Origin of the sequence: Fodinibius sp. SL11 (assembly GCF_052060035.1) — a bacterium.
Classification (GTDB): Bacteria; Bacteroidota; Rhodothermia; order Balneolales; family Balneolaceae; genus Fodinibius.
The window spans coordinates 1-24,969 of sequence record NZ_JBPOEA010000011.1 but is presented as its reverse complement, the minus strand read 5'-3'; the positions used below and the strand labels follow the sequence as shown (position 1 = coordinate 24,969).

Annotated in this window: 25 protein-coding genes; 13 read left to right on the top strand and 12 right to left on the bottom strand. The window is 42.3% G+C overall.

Going from position 1 to position 24,969, the window contains the following annotated elements; genetic code table 11:
* Positions 1-58 precede the first annotated feature (58 nt).
* The 6 genes from ACQ76V_RS11905 (at position 59) to rho (ending at position 7,088) form a co-directional block, all read left to right on the top strand.
* Positions 59-877, top strand: a complete 819-nt coding sequence (locus ACQ76V_RS11905) for a phosphosulfolactate synthase (RefSeq protein WP_441000725.1) — start codon at positions 59-61, stop codon at positions 875-877.
* Positions 878-913: 36 nt separating this feature from the next.
* On the top strand, positions 914-1,732 hold the full coding sequence (locus ACQ76V_RS11900; RefSeq protein WP_441000724.1) for a glycogen/starch synthase: 819 nt from the start codon (positions 914-916) through the stop codon (positions 1,730-1,732).
* 94 nt (positions 1,733-1,826) lie between these two features.
* Positions 1,827-3,017: a hypothetical protein gene (locus ACQ76V_RS11895; protein ID WP_441000723.1), complete on the top strand. Its 1,191-nt coding sequence runs from the start codon at positions 1,827-1,829 to the stop codon at positions 3,015-3,017.
* Positions 3,018-3,019: 2 nt separating this feature from the next.
* Positions 3,020-4,315 (top strand): hypothetical protein, encoded by a 1,296-nt coding sequence (locus ACQ76V_RS11890; protein ID WP_441000722.1) that lies wholly within the window; start codon positions 3,020-3,022, stop codon positions 4,313-4,315.
* A gap of 55 nt (positions 4,316-4,370) precedes the next feature.
* Complete coding sequence (locus ACQ76V_RS11885; protein ID WP_441000721.1) at positions 4,371-5,708, top strand: tetratricopeptide repeat protein; 1,338 nt, start codon at positions 4,371-4,373, stop codon at positions 5,706-5,708.
* Between the two features lie 183 nt (positions 5,709-5,891).
* Positions 5,892-7,088 (top strand): transcription termination factor Rho, encoded by a 1,197-nt coding sequence (gene rho, locus ACQ76V_RS11880; RefSeq protein WP_441000720.1) that lies wholly within the window; start codon positions 5,892-5,894, stop codon positions 7,086-7,088.
* A 37-nt stretch (positions 7,089-7,125) separates the two neighbouring features.
* On the opposite strand, the gene ACQ76V_RS11875 is transcribed toward rho, so the two are convergent.
* From ACQ76V_RS11875 to miaA, 6 genes are read right to left on the bottom strand one after another with little or no spacing between them, the layout of a single operon-like run.
* The gene (locus ACQ76V_RS11875) at positions 7,126-7,458 is read right to left on the bottom strand and encodes a rhodanese-like domain-containing protein (RefSeq protein ID WP_441000719.1); all 333 of its coding nucleotides are present in this window, start codon (positions 7,456-7,458) and stop codon (positions 7,126-7,128) included.
* A gap of 44 nt (positions 7,459-7,502) precedes the next feature.
* A complete protein-coding gene (gene lptB / locus ACQ76V_RS11870) occupies positions 7,503-8,270 on the bottom strand; it encodes an LPS export ABC transporter ATP-binding protein (protein WP_441000718.1) in 768 nt (255 codons plus the stop codon).
* A 15-nt stretch (positions 8,271-8,285) separates the two neighbouring features.
* Positions 8,286-8,987, bottom strand: a complete 702-nt coding sequence (gene purQ, locus ACQ76V_RS11865; RefSeq protein ID WP_441000717.1) for a phosphoribosylformylglycinamidine synthase subunit PurQ — start codon at positions 8,985-8,987, stop codon at positions 8,286-8,288.
* 3 nt (positions 8,988-8,990) lie between these two features.
* Positions 8,991-9,332 carry an ATP-dependent Clp protease adaptor ClpS gene (locus ACQ76V_RS11860; RefSeq protein WP_441000716.1) on the bottom strand — a complete coding sequence of 114 codons (342 nt, stop codon included), beginning with the start codon at positions 9,330-9,332 and terminating at the stop codon, positions 8,991-8,993.
* Positions 9,333-9,344: 12 nt separating this feature from the next.
* The gene (gene purS, locus ACQ76V_RS11855; RefSeq protein WP_441000715.1) at positions 9,345-9,593 is read right to left on the bottom strand and encodes a phosphoribosylformylglycinamidine synthase subunit PurS; all 249 of its coding nucleotides are present in this window, start codon (positions 9,591-9,593) and stop codon (positions 9,345-9,347) included.
* 36 nt (positions 9,594-9,629) lie between these two features.
* Positions 9,630-10,559 (bottom strand): tRNA (adenosine(37)-N6)-dimethylallyltransferase MiaA, encoded by a 930-nt coding sequence (gene miaA, locus ACQ76V_RS11850; protein ID WP_441000714.1) that lies wholly within the window; start codon positions 10,557-10,559, stop codon positions 9,630-9,632.
* 244 nt (positions 10,560-10,803) lie between these two features.
* Here miaA and dnaN point away from each other — a divergent pair, with 244 nt between their 5' ends.
* The 3 genes from dnaN (at position 10,804) to ACQ76V_RS11835 (ending at position 13,604) form a co-directional block, all read left to right on the top strand.
* Positions 10,804-11,919, top strand: a complete 1,116-nt coding sequence (gene dnaN, locus ACQ76V_RS11845; protein ID WP_441000713.1) for a DNA polymerase III subunit beta — start codon at positions 10,804-10,806, stop codon at positions 11,917-11,919.
* Positions 11,912-12,718 carry an SAM hydrolase/SAM-dependent halogenase family protein gene (locus tag ACQ76V_RS11840; RefSeq protein ID WP_441000712.1) on the top strand — a complete coding sequence of 269 codons (807 nt, stop codon included), beginning with the start codon at positions 11,912-11,914 and terminating at the stop codon, positions 12,716-12,718. The genes dnaN and ACQ76V_RS11840 overlap by 8 nt, the downstream gene beginning before the upstream one ends.
* Positions 12,719-12,797: 79 nt before the next feature.
* A complete protein-coding gene (locus ACQ76V_RS11835; RefSeq protein ID WP_441000711.1) occupies positions 12,798-13,604 on the top strand; it encodes a class I SAM-dependent methyltransferase in 807 nt (268 codons plus the stop codon).
* Positions 13,605-13,757: 153 nt separating this feature from the next.
* Here the strand turns inward: ACQ76V_RS11835 and argS are convergent, their stop codons facing one another.
* Positions 13,758-15,398, bottom strand: coding sequence for an arginine--tRNA ligase (gene argS, locus ACQ76V_RS11830; protein WP_441000710.1), 1,641 nt, complete (start codon positions 15,396-15,398; stop codon positions 13,758-13,760).
* A gap of 120 nt (positions 15,399-15,518) precedes the next feature.
* Positions 15,519-16,238 (bottom strand): RadC family protein, encoded by a 720-nt coding sequence (radC, locus tag ACQ76V_RS11825; RefSeq protein WP_441000709.1) that lies wholly within the window; start codon positions 16,236-16,238, stop codon positions 15,519-15,521.
* 311 nt (positions 16,239-16,549) lie between these two features.
* Here radC and ACQ76V_RS11820 point away from each other — a divergent pair, with 311 nt between their 5' ends.
* Positions 16,550-18,727 (top strand): sugar-binding protein, encoded by a 2,178-nt coding sequence (locus ACQ76V_RS11820; RefSeq protein ID WP_441000708.1) that lies wholly within the window; start codon positions 16,550-16,552, stop codon positions 18,725-18,727.
* 16 nt (positions 18,728-18,743) lie between these two features.
* Here the strand turns inward: ACQ76V_RS11820 and ACQ76V_RS11815 are convergent, their stop codons facing one another.
* From ACQ76V_RS11815 to ACQ76V_RS11800, 4 genes are read right to left on the bottom strand one after another with little or no spacing between them, the layout of a single operon-like run.
* Complete coding sequence (locus tag ACQ76V_RS11815; RefSeq protein ID WP_441000707.1) at positions 18,744-19,529, bottom strand: hypothetical protein; 786 nt, start codon at positions 19,527-19,529, stop codon at positions 18,744-18,746.
* Positions 19,526-20,263 carry an ABC transporter ATP-binding protein gene (locus tag ACQ76V_RS11810; RefSeq protein WP_441000706.1) on the bottom strand — a complete coding sequence of 246 codons (738 nt, stop codon included), beginning with the start codon at positions 20,261-20,263 and terminating at the stop codon, positions 19,526-19,528. The genes ACQ76V_RS11815 and ACQ76V_RS11810 overlap by 4 nt, the downstream gene beginning before the upstream one ends.
* Positions 20,260-20,457: a helix-turn-helix domain-containing protein gene (locus ACQ76V_RS11805; protein WP_441000790.1), complete on the bottom strand. Its 198-nt coding sequence runs from the start codon at positions 20,455-20,457 to the stop codon at positions 20,260-20,262. Before ACQ76V_RS11805 ends, ACQ76V_RS11810 begins: the two co-directional genes overlap by 4 nt.
* Complete coding sequence (locus ACQ76V_RS11800) at positions 20,394-21,581, bottom strand: phosphorylase family protein (protein WP_441000705.1); 1,188 nt, start codon at positions 21,579-21,581, stop codon at positions 20,394-20,396. The genes ACQ76V_RS11805 and ACQ76V_RS11800 overlap by 64 nt, the downstream gene beginning before the upstream one ends.
* A gap of 20 nt (positions 21,582-21,601) precedes the next feature.
* Between ACQ76V_RS11800 and ACQ76V_RS11795 the strand changes: the two genes are divergently transcribed.
* The 3 genes from ACQ76V_RS11795 to topA all read left to right on the top strand — a co-directional run.
* Positions 21,602-22,180 carry an NUDIX hydrolase gene (locus tag ACQ76V_RS11795; RefSeq protein WP_441000704.1) on the top strand — a complete coding sequence of 193 codons (579 nt, stop codon included), beginning with the start codon at positions 21,602-21,604 and terminating at the stop codon, positions 22,178-22,180.
* 465 nt (positions 22,181-22,645) lie between these two features.
* Positions 22,646-23,119: a peroxiredoxin gene (locus tag ACQ76V_RS11790; RefSeq protein WP_441000703.1), complete on the top strand. Its 474-nt coding sequence runs from the start codon at positions 22,646-22,648 to the stop codon at positions 23,117-23,119.
* Positions 23,120-23,130: 11 nt separating this feature from the next.
* Positions 23,131-24,969, top strand: a 1,839-nt coding sequence (topA, locus tag ACQ76V_RS11785) for a type I DNA topoisomerase (RefSeq protein WP_441000702.1), incomplete at its 3' end; no start/stop codon positions are given.

Genomic DNA, 24,969 nt, shown 5'->3' with positions numbered 1-24,969 from the left:
TTAACAGGCTTCATTTTAGTATATTTGTCCGTTTAATTTGTCAAATTTATAATCTCCAATGGCTTTTAAGCTCAACCACCTCCCAAAGCGTACCGAGAAACCTCGAGATAAAGGAATGACGCTTGTCTTAGATAAGGGTCTAAGTGTTCGACAAGTTGAGGATTTTTGCGAATCTTGCTCCAATTACATTGATATTGTGAAGCTTGGCTGGGGAACCAGTTATGTAACACAGAATTTGGAAGATAAGCTGGCTGTATATTCCAATGCAGATATCCCGGTTTATTTTGGGGGAACTCTTTTTGAAGCTTATGTGCTTCGTGATCAGCTTGATGCTTACATGGAGCTGTTAGAACGCTTCAATATCGAACATGCCGAGGTATCAAATGGTACAATATGGCTGTCCGATCAACGAAAGGTAGAAATCATTCAGAAGATGAGTAAGCACTTTACCATCTTGTCTGAAATTGGCAGTAAAAACCCAAACGATATAATACCTCCGTATAAATGGGTTAAAATGATTGAGCGTGAGCTCGATGCCGGGGCATCGAAAATTATATGTGAGGCTCGAGAAAGTGGAACCGTAGGTGTTTTTCGCCCTAACGGAGAAGTGCGCTCCGGACTTATTGATGAAATTGCCGATTCGGTACCGGTAGAGAACTTGATTTTTGAGGCTCCTCAAAAAGAACAACAGGTTTGGTTTATTCGTAAGTTTGGAAGCAATGTAAATCTTGGCAATATACAGCCTTCAGAAGTTATTCCTGTCGAAACCCTGCGCCTGGGGCTGCGAGGTGATACGCTATTTGATTTTTACTCCCTTGATGACGAAGAGATGAGTCAGCTTTATGCAGATCAGGAGAAAGGCGAATCCGACGAGTAAACAATAAATAAACAACGAATTCATTAGTATTTATCTATGAAAGTATTATATGCTGCTGCTGAGATATCTCCCTTTGCCAGAATGACACATACGGCTGATTTGCTTCGGTTTTTGCCGGCCTCATTGCAAGATAAGGGGTACGAAATCCGAATTTTATTACCTAAATATGGTACTATTAACGATCGCAGAAACCGATTGCATGAGGTAATTCGCTTATCTGGCATTGAAGTTGAAATAGGCGAAAAAATAGAAAACTTGCGAATTAAGGTGGCGAGCATTCCTAATGCGAAGCTGCAGGTGTATTTCTTGGATAACGACACCTACTTTAAGCGGAAAGCCATGTTTATGGATCCGGAAACCGGTGAGCATTTTGATGACAATGATGAGCGGATCGTCTTTTATAGCAAGGGTGTGTTGGAAACGGTAGCAAAATTGGGATGGGAACCGGATATCATCCATTGTCACGATTGGGCCTCAGGGTTAATTCCATTACTTGCCAAAGAAAAATATAATAATCTGGATCTGTTTAAGGATACTAAGGTTATTTACAATATCCATCACCCCGAAAACAACGGTATATTCAATAAAAAGCTGTTAGATTTGGTTAATTTGCCCGATTCTGTTGATAAGGACAATCTTATAGAGGGCGACAACGTTGACTTACGAACTCTTGGTTTAAAATACAGTGATTACGTTGTTACCGGCAATCATATAACCAATGAGCTGGATGAGCTTTTTGAACAGCTGGGGGTTTCGGCAAGAAAAATTCAAGGATCTCCTGAGGATGTTTCCGATAAATTTGCCGCTTACTACGATGAGATTGCCGGAACCGAAGAAGAAACGGAAGAATCATAAATAAATTTAGAGCAGTATCTCGTTGCAAAATTTTATACAAATCTCCTTTCAACAAATAAGGTCATTTCACATAGTTCTGGTTTTAAGTGTCTTGGTGGGATTTAGCGCATGCGAAAATCCCGGCTCTGTAGGTAGTGGCCTAACGGATCCTACATCAGAAGTCGTACGAGACACAGTAACTATCAACGGCTTAACCTCGGTCGATGCTACATCTTATTCCGGGGAAAAGAACTTTTTTTCGGCCGGACGTTTTAATGATCCGCTGTTTGGCAGTATGGATGCTATAGGTTACTTAAAGCCAAATCTCCCGGCATCATCTGATACGATGAAAGCAGATGCCGAAATGTTTTTGCGGCTAATGTATGACTTGGAACAAGTTTCCGGAGACACCATCGGTACGCAACAGTTTGACCTGTATCAAATCAATCAATACTGGCGCGATCGGGTGCTTAAGGTTGATCGTGAGCTATCGTTAGGACAAAAGCTTGGTGAGTTTTCGGTTGGATCAGAAGATTCGTTGATGATTAATCTCTCAAATTTAGCATCAGAATGGGTGGATGATTATCGAAGTTGGGCTGATTCCGTAAGGAATGACACTACCGGGACGGCTGACTCTTCATACGTGTATGATGCCCATGGCTTAGCCTTGGTTCCCCAAAACAGCAATAAAATTTTACCTCTATATCGCGATTCAACTCGCTTTGTTATTCAACATCCCGAGGCGGATACATTTGATGTCTCATTAAATAGGTGGGGCTATTATTTAGATAGAGGGGGCAATAGTACCTTCCCGCAGGGATCAATTCCTTTGCACAGTACGTATGAAAATGTGCTCAACTTTAAGCAGTTGGGTATTGAGCAGCTGGACATTCAGCCTCCGGGGCTATCGCGAGCAGTATTGGTTTTACATGAAAATACTTCAGCTTTGGAACAAAGTTTAAACGGAGAGCCTTCAACAACGAAAAGGGCAAAAGAACAGGTGGCATTTTTGCACTTAGCTGATCCCGAGGGGTTACCTGATAATATCGATCCCGGTGTGCCGTTAAATAATCCGACCAGGCTGCAGGGGAGTTATTCTCCTGATGAAGGTGTTTTTCGGTTTGATGTTACTACATTGGTCGAAAATATTATAAGAAATGGATTTCCGGAAGGGAGGGAGTTCTTTGTGACACTACCGAATGACGGTGTTATAAAATCAACTCTCATTATGACTGATAGTGATCAAGTGCCTGATGGACTGAAGCCTAAAATTATAATTACCTCTTTAAAAAATATTAATAATTAGCGTTGAAAAAGTTAGCTCTTATAGTAACACTGCTTGTTTTTGCAACTTCTACCGCATATGCCCAATCTGGCGATGCTAAGGCCTCAAGTGGATCTGTTTATTCCAAAATAGGTATTGGGTATCCATTAGATACTGGTAATTCTGCGGCTCAATCAATGGGGCTGTTGGGTGTTTCTTTTAATGAAACTTTTGTAGGAACGATTGCAAATCCGGCCCACTGGGGCAATACTGTGTATGGCCTTGGTGTAGGAGAGATTGGTATTGATTCTTATAACGCCACTAATGCAAACGGAAGCGTTACAAATTCAAACTTTTCGGTTGGTCAATTTCAGCTCCAACTTCCTATTATCAGGGGCGAATTGGGTGTTTCAGCTTCCTTTATGCCGGTAACGGAGTCCAAATTCCGTACATTTGAGCAAAAAACATGGGAGGTTGACGATAATATTCAGGGAGAAACACTTGATTTTAATGTTGAAAATCGTGGAAGCGGCGGGTTAAATAGAGCTGAGTTAGGTCTTGGCTGGAGAATTAATTCAAATATATCTGTTGGCTATGCTACGTCCTTGTATTTTCTATCAATCGATGATTTATACGTAGCTCGATTTCCACAATCCCCCTATCGTGATGCTAACTTTACGCTTAAAACCAGTGGTTACAGCTTTGGGCACCGAGTGGGAACATTTATTCGATTGCCCAATATTTTACAAGAGGATGACCAGTTGGGTATTGGAGCAACAGTTAACTTGCCTGTGGAGCTAAGTGCGGAGCGAAAACAAACAGGCGTTGTAGACAATGGGGCTCTTACGTTAACTAACGACTTGCAAAATGCCAAGGGACCTATTAAACTACCTATGAAAGTTAGTGGCGGAGTAAGTTACAGTCCCAGCAACTTATTGATGATAGGTCTTGAGGGGCTTTATGAAGGATGGTCTGGATATGAAAATGATTTTAAGCCCTCAGAAGAGCAGTTATTTGTAGACCGATATAAAATGGGTTTGGGAGTACAGTATTTTCCGTATGTCACAGGATCAACGAAATTTTTATCTAACTTTAAGTATCGTGCGGGAGCTTCTTATGATTCAGGACATCTGGATATTGATGGGCAACGGATTAATACGCTGAAATTTGCGTTGGGTATTGGCATTCGGTCGCCGCGTTCAAATTCCTCTATCGATTTGAGTTTTGAGTATGGAATAAGGGGCACAGAAACAACAAATTTAGCCAAAGAAAATATTTGGGGAGTGCGATTAACGCTTAATTTGGCTGAATTAATGTTCTTCCGACCAAAACTTCAATAATAAATTGCTTTAGTATCAGTTTTAAACTTGAACCATACAGTAAAATGTTAGCATTATGAAAAAGGTAATATTACTAACTGCTTTTATATTTTTGGGCAGTAGCTGGTCTTTAGCACAGACTGAGCAATCTTCTGTGCAGCCACCAAGTGGAATGAGTGAAATACAGGCATATTCCATTTTTTATGAAAACTATAAAAATGATTCTTTTGAAGAAGCGATAAAGTTTGGCCGATGGATGTGGCAGGGAATGCCAGAGAGTATTGAAGGATATTCTCGCTTTGATCTTCAAAGAAATATTGGGCGACTCGTTACGGCCTACACTGAAGTTGCAAAGAAAAAACAAGATCCCACGGTCAAAGAAGCGTATGTAGATACTGCTCTTTTAATCTATGAGAGGGCATTCGAGAAATATTCGGATGATACGGATGCAAAATACGAATGGCATATAAAAAGAGGCCGACTTCTTCAGAACAATTCTGATAACGTTGAGAATGCTTCCGCGCGTGCAGCAGAAGATTACTATAAAGCTTTTCAGCTGAAGCCGGAAGCCCTTACTAAAAGATCGAAGGGGTACTATGTACAGAGGATACTCAATGAATTTTCATCCAGTGGAAAAAAAGATGAAGCGTTAAGCGTAATTAAAAAAGCTGAGCCCTATGCCTCAGACCAATTATTAAACTCGTTTAGCGAAATTCGTAACCAGCTGTTTGAGTCGCCGGAAGAGCGAATCAACTTTTTAGAAAATGAGCTGGAGAGCAATCCAAATGACCAGGAAATTTTGACGGAATTGCGGGGTGTATATCAGGATCAGGAAATGAGTGCTAAGGCAAGAGAAATAAGCCAGAAACTTTATGAATTAAATCCGACCTTTGAGAATATTATGGCTGTAGCCGAGGCTGCCAGAAGTAATGCTAATTATGAAACATCCATCAAGTATTACAAGGAAGCCATGGATAAGGCCTCTACCGATAAAGAAAGAGCTACTATTTCGCTGAATATTTCTGAAGCCTACTTAAATCAGGACCAGTTGCGTCAGGCCAGAAGGTTTGCCCGACAGGCCATTGATTATAACGGTAACTGGGGTGATCCCTATATCCAAATTGCTGACATTTATGCAAGATCGGTCAATCAATGTACGCAAGACCGCAAAATGGAACGCAAAGATAAGGTAATTTACTGGTTAGTACTTGATTATTTAGATCGAGCCAGACAAACAGATCCTAATACCGCTAACGAGGTAGAACGCAAGTATAAATCTTATAAGCCGGTAACACCTACAACAGAGGAGAAATTCTTTTGGCAACCACCATTGGAAGAGGGACAAAGTTTTAAAATTGATTCTTCTTTGATGGAGTGCTATGGCTGGATTAATGAAACTACAACAGTTCGGTAAATTTTTAATAACGGTAAAGATTATTATCTTTATCTAACATATTTGGCAGTACAGCGATTTAAGCTGTACTGCTTTTTTCACCTCTCAGTTCTTAAATCACAATCACATTCCTACCTTCTGTGTGTTATTAGTTATGTTATGGTAGCAGCAGATATGTAGGGTTAAGCTAAATTATTGGATGTAATGGGACGTTCACGAAATAATAAAAATCGCGGTCGCAAAAATAATAAGAATGTATTTGTACCTCGATTTAATGACAATAAAAATGTGGAAGTAGCCGGCCGATATAAAGGTGTCGTTGAAATAAACGAAAAGAACTATGGCTTTGCTCGAAAGAAAGATCATGAATTCAGTTATGAACCCAGTGACCCATTTTTGAGACCCGATGAAGTCAAAAAATATAACTTGCGACCCGGTTTAGAAATTGAGGGTGAATATGAGGAAGATGAAAGAGGGCATCGCCATATTCATTCAATAGAGAAGATAAACGGTCGTGATCCTATGGAGTGGCAACGGGCTACCCGTTTTGAACTTCAGACCCCGATTATGCCAAACGAGCATATTGAGCTGGGGGTAGATCCTGATGATATTGAAATGAGAGTGATGGATTTAATTGCTCCCATTGGAAAGGGGCAACGCGCGCTTCTTGTAGCCCCGCCGAGGACTGGGAAAACGGTATTGTTGAAAAAAATGGCTGAATCTCTAACAAAAAATCACCCAGATATCTGTACCGGAGTATTGTTAGTAGATGAACGTCCAGAAGAAGTGACGGATTTTCTGAGATCAACTGATGCAGAAGTATTTGCCTCTTCGAATGATAAGCCTACCGACAGTCATGTGCGTATTACAGAACTTGCACTCGGATATGTGAAGCGTAAGGCCGAGATGGGTGATGATGCTGTTCTGCTTATCGACTCACTCACGCGCTTAGGTCGTGCATACAATAATATTCAGGAAAGCAGTGGGCGTACGCTTTCAGGAGGACTCGATATTCGGGCACTGGAAATTCCCAAAAAGATATTTGGGTCAGCCCGTAAAATTGAAGGCGGGGGATCATTAACAATAATTGCGACCTGTCTTATTGAAACCAATTCTCGAATGGATGATCTTATTTTCGAGGAGTTTAAAGGTACCGGTAATATGGAAGTAGTACTGGACCGCGAGTTGGCCAATGATCGTATCTATCCTGCTATAAATATTAGTGCTTCCGGGACACGGAATGAAGAGAAATTTATTGGGGATTCCATGGAAGAGCGGAATATGGTACGCCGTTACCTGCTTAAAAAATCCCCAAAAGAATCAATGCAAAGCCTGTTAAAGGTACTCGGAAATACTGATAGCAATGAAGAGTTGCTCAATCAGATTGCTGCTATGGTGTAGCATAGCGTTCCTTTGGGATTACTACATATAATACTGATTAATAAACGGGTAGGCTGTCATCAATTTCACGTGCCCATTTATTAATACCACCTTTCAGATTTTTTACGTTTTCAAATCCTTTACCCTGTAGTAATTCGCAAGCTTGTGCACTGCGTGCTCCACTTCTGCAAAGGCAGACGATTTCGTTGGCTTTATGTTCTTCAAGTTCATCTATCCTATTGGGAAGCTCACCGACAGGAATTAGTATCGCGTTTTCAATATCAATTTTAGATTGGTACTGCTCAAACGGTTCACGTACATCTAAAAGTAAAAAGTTTTTTTGTTCAGCATCGATTTTTTCTTTCAAAGACTGTACAGTGATCTCGTCCATTTTTATTAAGAATTATTCTTTTTGGAATTATAAATTCGTTGTTACTACTCCTCTTGTCGTCGACCGTAGCGGTCCAGCCTAAATTGATTGCCAAGGTACAGGCGCCTTGCTTCTTCATCGTCAGCCAATTCGTCTGCCGATCCCTCCTTCAAAATGTTCCCCTCAAACATTAAGTAAGCCCGATCAGTAATAGCCAATGTTTCGTGGACATTATGATCGGTAATAAAAATCCCGATATTCCTATATTTTAGATCAGCCACAATTTCCTGGATATCTTCAACAGCAATAGGGTCAACGCCGGCAAAAGGTTCGTCTAAGAGGATGAATTTTGGATCAGTGACAAGTGCCCGGGCAATCTCGGTTCGGCGACGCTCACCGCCCGAGAGGCTGTATCCCTTGTTGTCTACTACTCTTTCAAGTCCAAACTCCTCGATTAGCTGCTCAACGCGGTTGTTGATTTCTTTATCCGTAAAGTTAAAAAACTGGAGAATGGATTCCAGGTTTTCCCGCACCGTTAAATTGCGGAATACGCTTGCCTCTTGAGAAAGATAACCGACCCCGAGACGAGCACGTTTATACATCGGCATATCCGTAAGGTTTTGGTCGTCCAGGAAAATTTGGCCATGATCAGGGGTAACCAACCCCACAAACATATAAAAGGTAGTAGTTTTGCCAGCACCATTGGGTCCCAGCAGTCCGACAATCTCTCCTTGTGTTACATCAATAGAAACATCCGAAACAACCGTACGCTTTTTATAACTCTTGGTAAGTCCGCGGCTATAAAGCGTTTTATTGCTTGATTGGTTCGGCATAATCGTAGTGTAGATTTATGCAACGGACAGTTCGTGGAGAACCGATTCAAAAATGAGCTTTCCGTCATCCGATCCGATAAGTTCTTCTACAGCACGTTCGGGATGAGGCATCATGCCAAGGATATTTCGTTCCTTATTACAGATACCGGCGATATTGTCAATAGATCCATTAAAGTTAGCCTCTTCCGTAACATTTCCTTCTTCATCAGAATAGCGGAAGATCACCTGGTCGTTGTCTTGCAGTTCCTTTAGCTGATCCTGATCGGTAAAATAGTTTCCTTCTCCATGGGCCACAGGGATTTGCAACACTTTCCCCTGTTCAATGTTACGGGTAAAGAGTGAGTCAGATGTCTCGCAGCGAATGTGAGTTTGTTTGCACACGAATCGTAATTGCTGGTTATGCATCATAGCTCCAGGAAGCAGGCCAGCTTCGAGTAATATCTGAAAACCATTACAGATTCCTAACACAGGACCGCCCTTCTGAGCAAAATCGATAACCGATTGCATGATGGGAGAAAAGCGTGCAATAGCTCCCGAACGCAGGTAATCACCATATGAAAATCCTCCGGGGATTAGCAGAAAATCAATATCCGACAGATCGGTATCTTTATGCCATAGAAATTTCGTTTCAGCGTTCATAATGTGCGCCAAAGCATGGTACGCATCATGGTCGCAGTTAGAACCGGGAAATACAATTACTCCAAATTTAGCAGACACAGTTTATCCTTTTATTTCGGTGACAAGTTGAATTTCTTTGAGCACGCCGTTGACTTCGAAGCAGTCTTCAAAGCTACCTTCGTACACTTCGGCTTTGCCCTCGTTATGTACTTTGTATGTTAGTTCTTCGGCATGATCTTGGGTGCATCCGAGGGCTTTAATAAGTTGACCGATAACCTCCTCGAAGGTGTGGATGTCGTCATCAAATAAAATGACTCTCCACGGTGTTTTTTCATCTTCGTCTTCCTTTTCCTTCTCGAGTACGTCAACATCGGTATCGGGAGTTGATTCCTCTTTTTCAGCTCCCGAATTCGATCTTAAAAAGCTAAAAAGCAGATGATTCATAGCTATAGCTAATTAGTTTTCATGGATCTCAATTTCAAAATCTTCCATAACTTCGTTGGCAAGTAATTTAGAACACGCTGTTTCAGCAATCTTGTGTGCGTCTTCCTTGCTGTCAGCGTCAATATCAAGCTCAATAAGTTTGCCAATGCGTACTTTATTAACCTCATTGAGACCAAGGTTTTTTAACGCATTATGCGCTGCTTTGCCTTGTGGGTCAAGAATCGATTTACGGAGTGTTACGTTTACTGTAGCCTTATACATGCTGTGTGAAATTGTGCGATTTTAATGAAGGTAAAGTTAATCTTTATTTGCCTTAGCTGCTAACTGCTTCTGGATATAATTATGGGCTTCGGATTGGTTTAATTGATCCAGGTCAATCCATTTAATAAAATCCCAGCGCCGAAACCACGATAGTTGCCGTTTGGCATAACGACGTGTTTGGGTTTTCATATCTTTAATCATCCGTTCACGGGATATTTTGTCATCCAAAAAAGCAATAGCTTCTTTATATCCAACCGTATTCAACCCGGGATCTTCCAACGTATAACCCATATCAAGAATTGTACGTACTTCATCGATAAAACCCTCCTCGAACATCTGTTCTACCCGGCGATTGATTCGGTCGTAAAGATTTTGACGATCTCGAAATAGACCAAATACTATCATATCCTCAGGAACAGAGATGGTGTTATCATTGGAATGAAAGGAGCTAAACGGCCGATCGGTTTGCATCCAGACATCGAGAGCGCGAACAATACGCTGAGTATTCATGCCATCCATTTTTTGTGCGTAATCGGGGTCTACCTGCTGCAGTTTTTGGTACAGCTTTTCAATGCCGTCGGTTTCGATCCGCTTCTCGAGTTCAGCGATATTTTCCTCATTGGCTTCAGGCACATCGTCCAGCGGTTGAATGACAGATTGCACGTGGAGCGTACTTCCGCCAACATATAATACATTTTTAGCGCGTGAGCAAATATAATGTTTCCATTCCATCGTCCGTTCATAAAAATTGACAACACTGTCTTTGGTAGCGGGATCAATAATAGAAAGGTTATAATGCGGAATGCCTCCCTGTTCTTCTTCGGTTGGGGTAGCCGTACCAATATTCATGTACTTATAACATTGGCGCGAATCAGTAGAGATAATTTCGGCATCAAGAGCCTGAGCCAGCTCTATTGAAAGAGCCGTTTTACCTACAGCTGTAGGCCCCAACAAAAGTATCTGCACAGTAATATGGAATTACTTAGCTGAAATTTTTTTATGAAACAGAATATAAGGAAAATTCCATCCATTTTGGAGTATCTATAGAATCACTTTATTGGAATTAAGAGAGGTTTATCGCTCCAAAATTAGTTGCAGAAAGCATGGGTTATATGGTTGCTAAGAGAGCAAGTATTTATTAGTATATGGTACTTATTATTCAGACTAATAGTTGATGTCTGTCGAACGCTTAGCCTAAAAATATTTATCTATGAAATTCAACGTATCAAGCAGTGAACTGGTAAAAGCACTATCCGCTGTATCAGGGGCGGTACCAAACAAGGCAACTCTCCCAATTCTTGAAACTATTTTATTTGAAAGTGACGGAGATAAACTGCGCCTTACCGCTACGGATCTCGAAATTTCTATTCTTGAGTCGATGGATGCCGATATTGATGAAGGGGGTGCGGTGGCAATTCCTGCTCGTCGTTTAATAGAAACCCTTAGGCAGTTGCCGGATATTCCTGTTTCTTTTCAGGTGGATGAAAAATTTAACATCAAATTCCGTACGGACAAGGGAACGTACAAATTGGTTGGGGAAGATCCCGACGAGTTCCCCGAAGTTCCTAATCTTGATGAGGGACATACTCTTGAAACAGATCGTGAGGTAATTACTACAGCAATAGATAAAACGCTTTTTGCGGTTTCCAATGATGATCTACGTCCCGCAATGATGGGGGTGTATTTTGATATTGGTCCCGATGAAAGCAAGTTTGTAGCTACCGACGGTCACCGTTTGGTTAAGTATATCAAAGAAGATCTTGTTAGCGATAAAGAAGTTGATTTTATTGTGCCTGAAAAAGCGCTGAACTTGGTGCAAAAGGCTCTACATGATGAGGAATGTGCGCTGACGATCACTGAGGATCATGCCCGGTTCAAAAGTGGCAATACGATCGTAATTACGCGACTTATTAACGAGCAATATCCCAATTACGAGTCCGTAATTCCCAAAGACAATGAAAAAACGCTGATAATCAACAAAGAGCAGATGCTGGCTACCGTTAAACGGGTGGCAATTTTTTCGAGTTCTACCACCCGCCAAATTCGATTGCAGCTTAATTCTGATAAGCTGACTATTCGAGCGGAGGATATTGATATGAGCAGTGAAGCAAAAGAAACCATTGCCTGTGAATACAGTGACGATGAGATGGAGATCGGTTTTAACGCCAAATATCTTGCTGATGTATTAGGTAATGTCGATGATGAGGAAGTCTATTTTGAGTTTTCTACTCCAAACCGGGCCGGAATTGTCAAACCATCAGACGAAGAAGAAAACGAGCGCATTCTGATGCTTGTTATGCCGGTGATGTTGAACACCTATGCGTAATGTGATTACCCTTACCACAGATTTTGGACTGCAGGATTACTATGTGGGTGCCATGAAGGCCTCCATGTTGAATATTGCACCCGATGTTCGGCTGGTTGATATCTCACATGAGATTCCCTCGCAAGATATTATGGCCGGGTCATGGATTTTAAAAAATTCGGCTATGCTTTTCCCAGAAGGTACGGTGCATACGGTTGTGGTTGATCCGGGTGTTGGTACCGATCGTGATGCTATCGCCCTCAAGATGGAGGGTCAGTATTTTGTCGGCCCCGACAATGGGATATTTTCCCTGCTTGCCACAGATGTCAATTACCAAGCCGTTCGATTGACAAACCAAGAGTTTTGGAGAGAAAACCCCTCGAGTACCTTTCACGGACGCGATATTTTTGCACCTGTTGCAGCTCACCTGAGTCAGGGAGTAGCATTAGAAGAACTTGGGGATACTGCAGAAGATTTAGTCAGCTATCGCTGGACAGTGCCTATTGCTGATAAAGATGGCCTTGAGGGGATGGTCATCCATATAGATAAGTTCGGTAACCTGATAACCAACATAACAGAAGATTTGCTGAAAGACGTTATTGGGGATAAAAATGTGCGTATCTATGTAGGAAATACTATTCTTGATGAGATTGAAACTACTTTTGGGGAGGTAACGGAGGGTGAACCAGTTGCATATATCGGTAGTTCGGGGATGCTTGAAGTAGGAATTAATAAGGGAAATGCTGAAGAAATGCTGAGTGTCCAAAAGGGAGCTCAAATTTCGTTGATTCTTCAGAAAGAGAGTCAGCCGGAATCGTAACACCTGTCTAATTGTTTGCGTATCACTTTAGGTTGAGTACGCAAGTCCCGATTATTAATATTAACGGATATAAATCACTATGTCTCTTGAAGTCCGGTCTCCCAAGTATGAGCGCGCATCTATAACGATTCCATCCGAAGTCGCTGATATGCAAAAAAGTTTTAACGGTACAATATGTTCAAACAAGGGTGATGAATATGTTATCAGTAACAATATAATCAACCTGCTTGGGGATGAGCAGGTTGAAATGACGTGGGCGCAAAGCTCGAACCATTGGAAAGTGACAGCTGCCGTTTATGAAGATATCTGGCGAAAGCGATCGCTTTCTATCTTAACGGGAGAAGAATTTCCCATCTCAAAAGAGCAAGAGTTGCTAATCGAATGGCTTGATCCAAGGCCCCAAAAGGTATATTTGGATATTGGATGTTCAACAGCGCTGTATGGACGTTTGATCAAAAAAGAACAACCTCAATGTAAGGTGGTATCCCTGGATTTTTCTCGACAGATGCTTGAAGAAGCCCGATTTAAGGCAGAGGTGGAGCAAACGGATTTGTATTTGCTCAGAGCTGATGCTCGGTATATGCCTTTCTTTGGGGCAACCTTCGACGGATTGGTGATGGGCGGTACGCTCAATGAGCTTACGGATCCGATGAAAGTTCTTTATGAATCACGAAGGATTATTAAAAAAGACGGAGTATTTTTTATGATGCATCTGATAAAATCGCCTACGTGGTACATTCGATTGATGCAAGATTCGGCGGGTCTTGGCGGACTTACCTTTTGGACGGTTGAAGAGAGTAATCAGATGTTTAATCGTGCGGGCTTCTCAATTGTCGATCAGTTTACCAAGGGAATTGTATGTTTCACGAAGTTAGTACCCGCATAAGTAAATATTTTGTCAGTTTTTATGCTGAATTTATTTCAGCATCTATACTATTAACATGTTTTAAGCGGCCCTTGCAAAAAGTTTTTGGAGAAGTAAAATTATAAAACATTGTTGTGATCAGTGTTAGGCTAATCACATAATTTTTTTGCTGTGCTACATTTTTTCCGGTGCCGAAATGCCCAGAATACTAAGTCCGTTGGCAAGTACTTGGGCTGTAGCTTTAGCCAGCGCCGAACGTGCCTGTACAAGCTCCTTCTTCTCACCCAAAATGCGACAATCATGATAGAAGGAAGTAAAGTTCGAGGCCAGATCTTCAAGAAAATTAATTAAGCGATGCGGTTCACGACTATCGGCAGCGCTTTGAATCATCTCGGGAAATCTGAGGAGACTTTTGATCAGTGCTGTTTCAGATTCATGGGTAAGCAGCTTTAAATTGGGTTGATCCTCGATATCAAAATCGTACTCCTGGGCGACTTTTCGCAATATACTGTGGATACGGGCGTGAGCATACTGCAGGTAAAAAACGGGATTTTTTTCTCCGGCTTCTTTCGCTTGTCCCACATCAAATTCCAGATGCGTATTAGGATCACGCATCTCAAAGAAAAAGCGCGTTACGTCGGCACCCACCTCGTCCATCAAATCATCCAGAGTGACGAAGTTTGCTTTGCGTGTACTCATCTTAAACGGCTTGCCGTCTTTGACCAGCGTTACGAATTGATAAACAACGACATCTACTTTTGATCGATCATAGCCCAATGCCTTGATACCGGAAAGTACATCGGGATAAGTGTCGATGTGATCGGCACCAAAGACATCAATACATTGATCGTAACCGCGTTCAAGCTTGTTTGCATGGTAGGCGATGTCGGGCAAACGATAAGTTGGTTCTCCGCTGCTTTTGATCAGTACGGTATCTTTGTCTTTGCCAAATGCTGTAGTGCGGAACCATGTGGCACCGTCTTTATCGTAGGCTAAATCTTTTTCGCGGAGCGTCTTTACTGTTTTGTCGATGGATCCATCCTCATACACCTCTTTCTCATTAAAAAAGGAATCCATCTCGATATTCATACGCTTCAGGGTCGTCTGAATATCATCAAAAATAACCTGTTCGGCTTTATCCTTAAAAGGATCTATGTCTTCGTTATCTACAAGACTATCGCCATGCTCATCAATAAGGTCTTGCGCAATGTCCTTTATGTATTCCCCTTCATAGCCGCCCTCAGGAAGCTCAGCGTTAACATCCAATAATTGTAAATAACGGGCACGGACGCTTTCTCCCAACATGCGCATTTGCCGGCCAGCGTTATTGAAATAGTATTCGCGATCCACATTTGCGCCCGTCCACTCCAACAAGTTGGCAACAGTATCACCTAATACGGCATTGCGGCCGTGTCCCACTGTAAGTGGACCCGTGGGGTTGGCACTCACAAATTCTACAAGGACGCGCTTTCCATCAAGAGTAGTTGATTTTCCAAAGTTCCCACCTTCGCTTAAGATATTCGTAAGCTCATCAAAGAGGTAGTTTTCTGCATAGCGGAAGTTAATAAAGCCCGGGCCAGCAATTTCCACGGCTTGAAGCTTGCGTTTGTCATATTCCAGACCTTCAACAATTTGCTCGGCAATCTTCCGGGGATTCATTTTGAGGACACTGGCCAGATTCATGGCGATATTAGAGGCCGCGTCGCCGTGCTCCGGCTGATTGGGTTTCTCGATCTGTATTTCTGGAATGTCATCCTCACTGATATCAAATTGCTGCAGCGATTGATCGATGATAGAGCGCAGGTAATCCTTCATGAAATGAGTTGTTACTGAAAGTTTTTAAGAGCGGTAAATATAAGCAGTTGAATTAGGAATTGAGAATTAAGAATGAGGATTTTTCAGAGTTTTTATGATTGATCCAATAATTTTTAATTCTCAATTCAAAAGTCCTTTGGCGCGGAAGCTGGTAAAGCCGTCGCCGGCAATGATGATATGGTCATCCACCGGAATGCCCAGCAGTTTCCCTGATTTTGATATGCGCTTGGTGAGTTGAATATCAGCTTTTGACTCTTTGTTGTTACCGCTGGGATGATTGTGGAGCAGTAAAATACTATTGGCTTCATTCATTACAGCCTGGCGCATGACTTCCGCCGGATCAACAATGGTTGCCGTGGATCCACCTGAGCTTATTTTCTTATATCCCATTACCACTTTGGCATTATTAAGAAAGGCCACCATGAAGACCTCTTTTGTAAGATCGCGCAGTTTGGGACCGAAATAGGCAACAGCATCTTCAGGGGAAGTGATCTGTACCTGCTCACCTAAACTGGCCATTTGAATACGCCGCGATAATTCAAATACGGCCTCCAGTGTTAGGGACTTCACCTTCCCCATACCGGGAATAATTTGTAAATCCTGCCATTCTTTACGCGCCAGATAACGAAGCCCATCAAAATGTTCAAGCAGAGCCTGCGACATTTGTATCACATTCATCTTTTGGCTACCGGTGCGTAACAGAATAGCTAATAGCTCTGCATCGGAAAGGCTTTCGCTGCCGTAATTAGTGAGCTTTTCGCGCGGCTGCTCATCGGGATTCATCTCCTTGACGGTTCGCTTGATAAAATCATTTGCTTCAAACTGCTCTTGGTCAGACATGGTTGCTTGCTCTTGATTTAGGTTTATTAGTAAGAGCAGTCGAATTACAAATCCTTACAAAAAAGCTGATGAGAACAACGCCGCAGTTGGTTATTTTTAACAGCATTAAAATATGGGGACTGTTAATTTCGGTTGATCAATGAGGTTTTCAGTGCAACATTTTGTGAATCTTTCGTAAACGAATCCTCAAAGTAAGTAATGCAATAAATTTAAATTCTATATTATACATGCTTCAGGTTTCTTGGCGGATATTGGTGACAACAATAGTTTTAATAGCATTTTCCTTTCTTGTATCACAAGCACAATCGGAAGTGGATACTCTTGAACAGATATCCCCGTATGCCATTGAAGAGGATTTTAATATTTCGGCCGATCTTTCTCATCCGGGCTGGCAAAAAGCAAAGCCTGTATATATTAAGCATCAGGTACAACCAAATGATAATGCACAGGCTTGGATAGAAACAGAAGTAAAAATGCTGTACAGCGACCAAAACCTGTATGTTGCATTTATAAGTCAGGACCCCGATCCCAGTAACATCCGCGCCAACATATCAGATCGTGATAACAGTTTTCAGGATGATTATGTAGGGATCATCTTAGATCCCTTTAACAACAATCAGCAGGCTTATGAACTATTTATAAATCCGCTGGGTATACAGATGGATGGTATGCGAACGGGGAATAAGGAAGATATGAATTTTGACATGCTCTGGTACTCTGATGGAAAGATTACGGACAGCGGTTATCAGGGAGTAATGAAAATCCCTTTTAAGAGTTTGAATTTTCCCGATAGAGATATACACAACTGGTCGATTCAGTTTCTGCGTAATTATCCACGAAATAGCCGGTTTCAGTTTGCCTGGAGCAAGGTGAACCTGAATAACTCGTGTTTAGTATGCCAGAACGGGCAGGTGGTTGGAATGAAGAACATCGAAAATTCCAACACCGTCGAGTTTCTGCCCTATGGGATGAGCTATCAAAGCAGTACCATTAATGATGCCAGTGATCCCAACTCTGGTTTAGATCACGGACGCATAGACGGACGCCTCGGCGGAAGTATTATGTATGAACCTACCTCGACGACATCATTAAATGGGGTGATTAATCCTGATTTTAGCCAAGTTGAAACCGATGCGGCCCAGATTTCTGCCAACGAAACCTTCGCGCTTTATTACTCCGAAAAGCGACCATTTTTTATGAAAGGCAGTGATTTATTTAGCACCCGTGAAAACCTTTTTTATTCCCGGATGATCAATCGTCCGCTTGCAGCCGGTAAGGTAACCCACCAGTCCAGCGATTATAGTATTGCATTTTTAACGGCGTACGATCGAGATGCCCCGTTTATTATCCCCGGTCGCTACGGCAGTTCACTGGTTCAGTCGGATATTGAAGCTTATAACAATGTAGTGCGCGGAAAATATAATTTTGGGTCCGAATCGCATATTGGCGGACTATTGACTACCCGTAATCAACAAGAAGGACATAATTATGTGGGCAGCATCGACTGGAATCTTTTGCTGACTGATAATTATTATTTTAGCGGTCAGTTGGCCTACGCCAATACCAAAGAAATTGATGACGTAAGTTTGTATACAAATTCCAGAACCTTTGGTCGTAGTTCGTATGATGCCTCTTTTAACGGGGAGCAATTTGGAGGTACCTTGCTCAATGGCCAGTTTTCGCGGCAGGCGAAATTTTACGATTTCTCCATAGGTTATACCTCCTACTCTCCGACATTTCATACTCAGAGCGGATTTATTAACCAGGTTGATCAGCGGAAGTTTGATGCCTCGCAGAGCCTTTCCTACTACCCGGGCTGGAATTGGTTATCCAATGGAAGTATAAGCGTAAATGGATCTTGGCGATATGATTTTGCCGGACAGTTTCAGGAGCGATATATCTTTACCCGGTGGAGCAATACCTTTGGTGGACAAACTAACGTATCTATCAGTTTTTTACCTGTAAATGATGAGCGATTTCGCGGATCATATTTTACTAAGATGAATCGCCTGATGGTTGATGTGAGTACTGATCCGATGAATGAGTTCTCCCTTAGCGGTCATATCGATTTTGGGAAATACGTAAATAGGCAAGAGAACCCTACGTTGGGAGAGGGTTATAATATTTCGGCGGATGCTACCGTAAAACCCACTGCGCGTATAGAAATGTCACTTAGTTATAACTATTCAACCCTTTCTGCAGCAGACGGGGATGAAAAATATTTCAGCGGTGATATTTATCGCCTTAATGGGAATTACAATTTCTCCGAGAAGTTATTTGCCAGACTTATCACCCAGTACAACTCCTTCAATGAACAGCTGCAGATTTATCCGCTCATTTATTATAAAGCCAATCCCTTCACCAAGTTTTATATTGGAATGACAGATTATCTGAATCACTTTGATCAACCCGGTCCTAATGGCTATACCGGATTCAAAGAAACTGATCGCCAGTTTTTTGTGAAATTTCAGTATCTCATCCGCAGTTGACCGACCATAACTTGATTTAAAATTCCTTTTTTTGATACAGATAATAACCCAGGAAGGTAAAGGGCAGGCAACTAACAAAAGCAAAGCCCAGAAGGCTAATATCCATACTCGAAAATCCGCTGTTAAAAATCTGACGCATGATTTGCTGAAAAGCTTCGGCACTGGGTATAAGATAGGCCAGAACCTGGAGTAAAAACTCAAACCAAGTATCTGTTAAGCCAAACATCTGTAAAAACTGATCAACATTTATGAATAGAGAAGAAAATCCCGTTAAGAAGTATCCCAACAAAACCGCTCCGAGATAGGAGTTGGTGAGTATTAGGAACAGTACGATCGTAATGTAAAAGGTTAATAGGGTGAGCGGCAGAAAAATGAGTAGGGCAAGAAAATGTTGAATCGGAAATATGGGGCCTTGAATAGCAGTTAGCAGGCCAATGAGTACTACGGTTATGACAGTAAAGATAAAGCTAAAAATAAACATACCGGCAAAATCCGAAAAGAACAGTTCGGTGCGAGATATCGGTTTTGACAAGAGCAGTGAAGCCCGATCTGGTTTAAGATTCTCCGAAAAATGAGTAGGTATCCCAATAATTGAAATGGGGATGATTAGGGATACTATTTGGTTTATGAGAGTGCTGGCCGGCAGATTTAGGTTGGCTAATTGAATAAAGTATGAGGGACTCGAAGGGTCCGCCGAAATGCCACCCCATGTGAAAATGGCCAAAACAAACAGAATAATTATCCCTGGCCAGGCCCATAGCGTTTTATTTTTGAGAAGGGTTCGTACGGTAAAACGAATCATGATATAGCGGGATCTTTGGTTTCAAAATGATTAAGATAGTAGCTTTCGACCGAACCAAATTTATCTTGGATCTCATTGCTGCTTGCCGAATTGATGATACGGCCGTCGTTGATTAGATAGAGGGTATCGCAGGTTTTGTCGATATCGGAGAGGATGTGGGTAGTGATAAGAATAGAGATGTTTTGTTCATCTTGTAGACGAAAGATATAATCCATGATCGCTTTCTTTTGCACGGCATCGAGACCGTTAAACGGCTCGTCGAGGATATAAAACTGATCTTCAGCCAAAAAGGTGTGCATCAGCGCAGCGGTTTGGGTCATACCCTTGGACAGATTCTTCATCTTTTTATTCAGGTAATTGACATTAAATGCATCAGCCAGTTCGCTTATTTTTTGATTTGCCTGCGCAGGCGTGGTTTCTTTAAGATCGGCAAAGGCGTGCAGCATCTCTTTGACGGTAAAGTTCTCCGGGAATGAGAAATTTTCGGGCAGATAGCTGACCTGCGCACGGGCCTGTTTTTGTTTGTGGTTGGTTCCCATGAGCGAAATATCACCGGAATCAGCAAAAAGAAGGTCGAGGATAATTTTCAGAAAGGTTGATTTCCCTGATCCATTGGGACCAAGAATAGCGGTAAAACTACCTTTCCGGATCTGAAAATGGTTAATTTCCAAGTGAAAAGATGCACTTCCCGATTTTTTAAACGTCTTGGATACATTGTTAGCTTGCAGAATCATAATTTGTTATGCTTTTGTGATTTTAGAATATCAGCGGGCTGACATTCCAAGGCTTCACAAATGCCGTTGAGCCTTGAAAATCGCACGGCCTTGGTTTTGCCCGTTTTAAGAGCATTTTTTTGTTTTATAATTAATCGTCGTCCGGTCCACCCATTAGTGGTTCGTTCATGGCACGGATGCTGGCGTTGGGCAATCCTTCGGGATAGGTTTCTTTACACATATTGAGGACTTCCACAGCCATTTCAACGTGTAGTTGCTTGGAATCTTCGTAAAACTCCTGGGCGTCGTCGCTGAGTTTGGGTTTGCCGTGCAGCGGCTTGTCACTAACACAGAGCATGGTGGCGTTGGGGATTCGATAGCGATAGCCGTTGGTGGCTACCGTGGCTGATTCCATATCCACAGCGATGCTACGGCTCATGTGAATCTTTTCAACGGTGCGGCGCTTGATAAATTCCCAGTTTCGATTGGCGGTCGTGAAAATGGTCCCCATGCGGTGATTACGGCTATACTTGTCGAGTACTTCTTTGAGGTACACATTGAGTAGGTAGTTGGGCGTGATGGGGATGTTAAGCGGCAGGATGTTATCGAGCACTCCGTCGTTGCGCATAAATCCGGTAGCAAGTACAAAGTCACCAATTTCCTGGTGATTTCGAAGCCCTCCGCAATGACCTACCATAACCATCGCATCAGGACGAAGTACCGCTACGTGATCCGTGATAGTTTTAGCGTTCGAGGGCCCTACGCCAATATTAATGAGTGTAACTCCCTTATTGTTATCAAGTTTGTGATGATAGGCCGGCATTTGAACGCCTTCTCGAGCCGGCCTTACGCAATCGGGAAACATTTCCTGAAAAACATCAACATGCATGTCGTAGTTGGTAAAGAGAATATAGCGCTGAAAATCTTCTGGATTGGTACCGGTATAATGTTCTAATCGGTTTAGCGAAATTTCAATGCGCTCGGGACTAAATAGAAATAATTTTTTTTGTGTAATATCCCAGTCGTCCTCATCGGTATTGTCAAGCAGGTCGGGATCGTTAAGCGGGAGGCGTTCTCGGGAGGGTATAATTTTTATAACTGCACCTTTTTCGCCCAGTTTTTTGAGTTCGCGTAGCAAATACCATCGAAAGGCTTCGGGCTTGGCCATTTCTCCCGTAATAATCGGATTATGTTTGGACCAAGATCTTTTGACCAGTACTTTGGGATATTCTCCGTTGTCATAGATTTTTTCCATGGTGTTGCAGGCCTCAACCATGCGTTCGTGGAGTTCGTCTTGCGAATTTATTTCTTTTGTCTCAAATTCAAATCGATCTGCCATAAATCGCACCTATTAGCCTTATGAGTAAAAAGTCATTTAATTTTACGATTGAACCGTGGTCGGTAATCCATGAAAATAAGGAATATCATACACCAATTTTCAATCTTTTGCAGCGAAAAATGCGATTGGAGGCAAAAGATGAAAAGAATGAGGGCGAATTTTATGTGTTGGAAGCCCCCGAATGGGTTAATGTGATTCCTATAACAACAAATGAAGAGGTCGTGTTGGTTGAGCAGTATCGGTATGGAATAGAGCAGCCAACGCTCGAAATTCCAGGCGGCATGGTGGATCCCGGTGAACAACCTTTGCAATCCATCAAAAGGGAGTTGGTCGAAGAAACAGGTTATAATTCCGGCAATTGGAGCAGTTTGGGAAAAGTGAGTTCGAATCCAGCCATCATGACTAATTATACACACCTTTTTTTGGCCAAAGATTGTGAGCTGATAGCATCTGATAAGCCGGAGGGAGACGACAACGAACGCATTAATGTACATTTGTTGCCGATGGATGATTTTCTGGATTTGGTGGCCGATGGCACAATACATCACAGTATCATGGTGGCGGCCGTAGCGCGGCTTTTGTTGGAGCGTCAGACGTGAGATGGCAAATGGTAAACTTTCCTAAGTGTTCTTAATCAAGTTGGAAGGCATTGCAAAAAATATGTTCTAATTTCTTCTCAGCCTTATTTAATTCTTATCTGACAAGTAGTTAGCTTTATTGAAACTCTCCAAACGTCAAGTTTTTTGTGGCTTAGATTAATCTTATAAACCATTTATAATAGTGAGTATTCAATAGTATGACCTAAAAAATCCATAACCTTACAGAATTAGTAGGATTAGCTTTGGCACATTCTACATCTGTCGTCTCCCATTTTACATCTATCGCCTTCATCTAATCTTTAACTAATAGCCATACCTTCCGCAATCAAAAAGATTAATTGCAGTATCTTGTTGTTCATTTTATTATAAAGGATCGCAATGTGCTGATATGCAGAACGAAATGGGTGGCAAATGGAGTTGTTAGAACTATTGGCAACATCAAAGTAAAAAGTTTGAGGTAGAAACATGATTGAGGCAGGCACAAAAATTGATACGGATTTCACAGTCGACATCGTAAAAGATGGCGAAGAGAAAACAGTGACGTTTAAGGAATTGTTAGATCGTCCGACCATTGTATCAGTCTATATGCGAAACAATACATCTGGATGTGATAAACAAAACAAAAGCCTGGTCGAGGATGCGGATTGGTTTGACGAGCAGGGATACAATTTAATTGCGATAAGCAAAGACAGTTGTGGGTCACATAAAAATTACGCCGAAAAGCTTGATATCAATTATGTATTGGCCTCTGACCCTGATTATAAATTTGCCAAAGCAACTGATTCGATTGTAGAGAAACAGATGTTTGGCAATAAATATGAGGCCCCGTCACGTTCTGCGTATGTGATAGATACCGATGGAACAGTTAAAGCTATTATCGAAAAAGTAAATACTAAAGATCATGCTTCTGAGTTAAAGGAAGTGATCAAGAATTTGTAGAAACGAGGTATATGAAGTCTCTTGTAATTGTAGAGTCACCCACAAAAATCAAAACGCTTAAGAAGTATCTACCAAAGGATTATACTATTGATTCGTCGATGGGGCATATCCGTGATCTTCCGGCTAATGCCAAAGAAGTGCCTAAGAAATTTAAAGGCGAAGACTGGGCTAACTTGGGAGTGAATACCGATGAAGGTTTTGAGCCGCTGTATGTTATTCCGCGTGGCAAAAAGAAGGTAGTCAATCGCTTGAAAAAAGAGTTAAAAAATTCGGATGAACTTATTCTGGCGACGGATGAAGACCGTGAAGGCGAGGCCATATCGTGGCATTTGATAGAGTTGCTGAAACCCGATGTGCCGGTTAAGCGGATGGTATTTCGCGAGATTACCGAGGAGGCCATTAAGGAAGCGCTGAATCATTTTCGCGATATCGATATGGATCTTGTGAATGCGCAGGAAGCCCGCAGAATTATTGATCGCTTGGCGGGATATACTATTTCACCATTGCTGTGGAAAAAAATTGCTCCCGGCCTTTCAGCGGGACGTGTACAGTCTGTAGCCGTTCGATTTTTAGTCGAGCGAGAACGCGAACGCATGAAATTCCGATCGGCGCGCTACTGGGACTTGAAGGCGCAGCTTCACAAACAGGACGACAGCAACATTTTTGAGGCTGATCTGACACACCTCGATGGAAAGCGCTTAGCTTCCGGTAAGGATTTTGATGAAAATACCGGAAAGCTCAAAAAGCCCAAGAAGGTTGTTTTACTGGATGACAAGACCGCCGGTGAATTGCGTGACGATCTTGATAAAGCGAAATGGGAAGTATCCGAAGTCAAGAAAAATAGAAAGAAACGGAATCCTTCGGCGGCTTTTATTACCTCTACCTTGCAGCAGGAGGCGAACCGGAAGCTGAATTTTTCGGCTAAGCGCACGATGGGTGTGGCGCAGAAGCTTTATGAAAATGGATACATTACGTACATGCGTACCGATTCAGCGCGATTGTCGGGACAGGCAATTAACGCGGCGCGTAATGCGGTGAAAGATGAGTACGGCGAAGAGTATTTGTTCGACCGGCCTAGAAATTACGGTGGCGGATCGAATGCACAAGAAGCACACGAAGCCATTCGTCCGGCGGGCAGTTATTTTAGGAAGCCGGAAGAAGCAGGGCTAAGCGGGGATCAGTTTAGATTGTATGATTTAATCTGGAAGCGAACGATCGCTACACAGATGGAGCAAGCTGAGCTTGAGTTTACGAATGTAACCATCAAGGCGGAAGCCAATGGTAAAGTGGCTGAGTTCAAAACCAGTGGTAAAACTATTGTGTTTCCTGGTTTCTTTAGAGCATATGTAGAAGGGAGCGACGATCCCGATGCAGCGCTTGAAAATCAGGAAAAGTTCTTGCCTGAAATGAGCGAGGGAGAAGAAATTGTGGAAGAAGGTATTGAGCCGATATCCCACGAAACCAAACCGCCTGCGCGATTTACGGAAGCGACGCTGGTGAAGGAGCTCGAAAAGCGCGGAGTCGGACGCCCGAGTACTTATGCATCGATTATTAGTACCATACAAAATCGCGGTTATTGTGAGGCCGATGGCAAAACGTTGGTGCCCACCTTTACAGCTTTTGCAGTTACGGAGCTGTTGGAAGAGAATTTGCATGATGTTGTGGACAGCGATTTTACTTCCGAGATGGAGGCCAAACTTGATAAAATTGCCCAGGGCAAGTTAGATACAAAGCAGTATTTGGGCACGTATTACAATGGTGAAAAGGGATTGAAGGCTAAGGTTGAAGAAAATGAGGACAAGATTGATCCTCAAGAAGCACGCAAGCTGGATCTGCCTATTCAGGATCTT

What these genes read in the sequence shown, in the direction of transcription:
- ACQ76V_RS11905 (WP_441000725.1), top strand. Translation starts at nt 59, where the DNA reads ATGGCTTTTAAGCTCAACCACCTCCCAAAGCGTACCGAGAAACCTCGA.
- ACQ76V_RS11900 (WP_441000724.1), top strand. Translation starts at nt 914, where the DNA reads ATGAAAGTATTATATGCTGCTGCTGAGATATCTCCCTTTGCCAGAATG.
- ACQ76V_RS11885 (WP_441000721.1), top strand. Translation starts at nt 4,371, where the DNA reads ATGAAAAAGGTAATATTACTAACTGCTTTTATATTTTTGGGCAGTAGC.
- rho (WP_441000720.1), top strand. Translation starts at nt 5,892, where the DNA reads ATGGGACGTTCACGAAATAATAAAAATCGCGGTCGCAAAAATAATAAG.
- ACQ76V_RS11875 (WP_441000719.1), bottom strand. Translation starts at nt 7,458, where the DNA reads ATGGACGAGATCACTGTACAGTCTTTGAAAGAAAAAATCGATGCTGAA.
- lptB (WP_441000718.1), bottom strand. Translation starts at nt 8,270, where the DNA reads ATGCCGAACCAATCAAGCAATAAAACGCTTTATAGCCGCGGACTTACC.
- ACQ76V_RS11860 (WP_441000716.1), bottom strand. Translation starts at nt 9,332, where the DNA reads ATGAATCATCTGCTTTTTAGCTTTTTAAGATCGAATTCGGGAGCTGAA.
- purS (WP_441000715.1), bottom strand. Translation starts at nt 9,593, where the DNA reads ATGTATAAGGCTACAGTAAACGTAACACTCCGTAAATCGATTCTTGAC.
- dnaN (WP_441000713.1), top strand. Translation starts at nt 10,804, where the DNA reads ATGAAATTCAACGTATCAAGCAGTGAACTGGTAAAAGCACTATCCGCT.
- ACQ76V_RS11840 (WP_441000712.1), top strand. Translation starts at nt 11,912, where the DNA reads ATGCGTAATGTGATTACCCTTACCACAGATTTTGGACTGCAGGATTAC.
- ACQ76V_RS11835 (WP_441000711.1), top strand. Translation starts at nt 12,798, where the DNA reads ATGTCTCTTGAAGTCCGGTCTCCCAAGTATGAGCGCGCATCTATAACG.
- argS (WP_441000710.1), bottom strand. Translation starts at nt 15,398, where the DNA reads ATGAAGGATTACCTGCGCTCTATCATCGATCAATCGCTGCAGCAATTT.
- radC (WP_441000709.1), bottom strand. Translation starts at nt 16,238, where the DNA reads ATGTCTGACCAAGAGCAGTTTGAAGCAAATGATTTTATCAAGCGAACC.
- ACQ76V_RS11815 (WP_441000707.1), bottom strand. Translation starts at nt 19,529, where the DNA reads ATGATTCGTTTTACCGTACGAACCCTTCTCAAAAATAAAACGCTATGG.
- ACQ76V_RS11810 (WP_441000706.1), bottom strand. Translation starts at nt 20,263, where the DNA reads ATGATTCTGCAAGCTAACAATGTATCCAAGACGTTTAAAAAATCGGGA.
- ACQ76V_RS11800 (WP_441000705.1), bottom strand. Translation starts at nt 21,581, where the DNA reads ATGGCAGATCGATTTGAATTTGAGACAAAAGAAATAAATTCGCAAGAC.
- ACQ76V_RS11795 (WP_441000704.1), top strand. Translation starts at nt 21,602, where the DNA reads ATGAGTAAAAAGTCATTTAATTTTACGATTGAACCGTGGTCGGTAATC.
- ACQ76V_RS11790 (WP_441000703.1), top strand. Translation starts at nt 22,646, where the DNA reads ATGATTGAGGCAGGCACAAAAATTGATACGGATTTCACAGTCGACATC.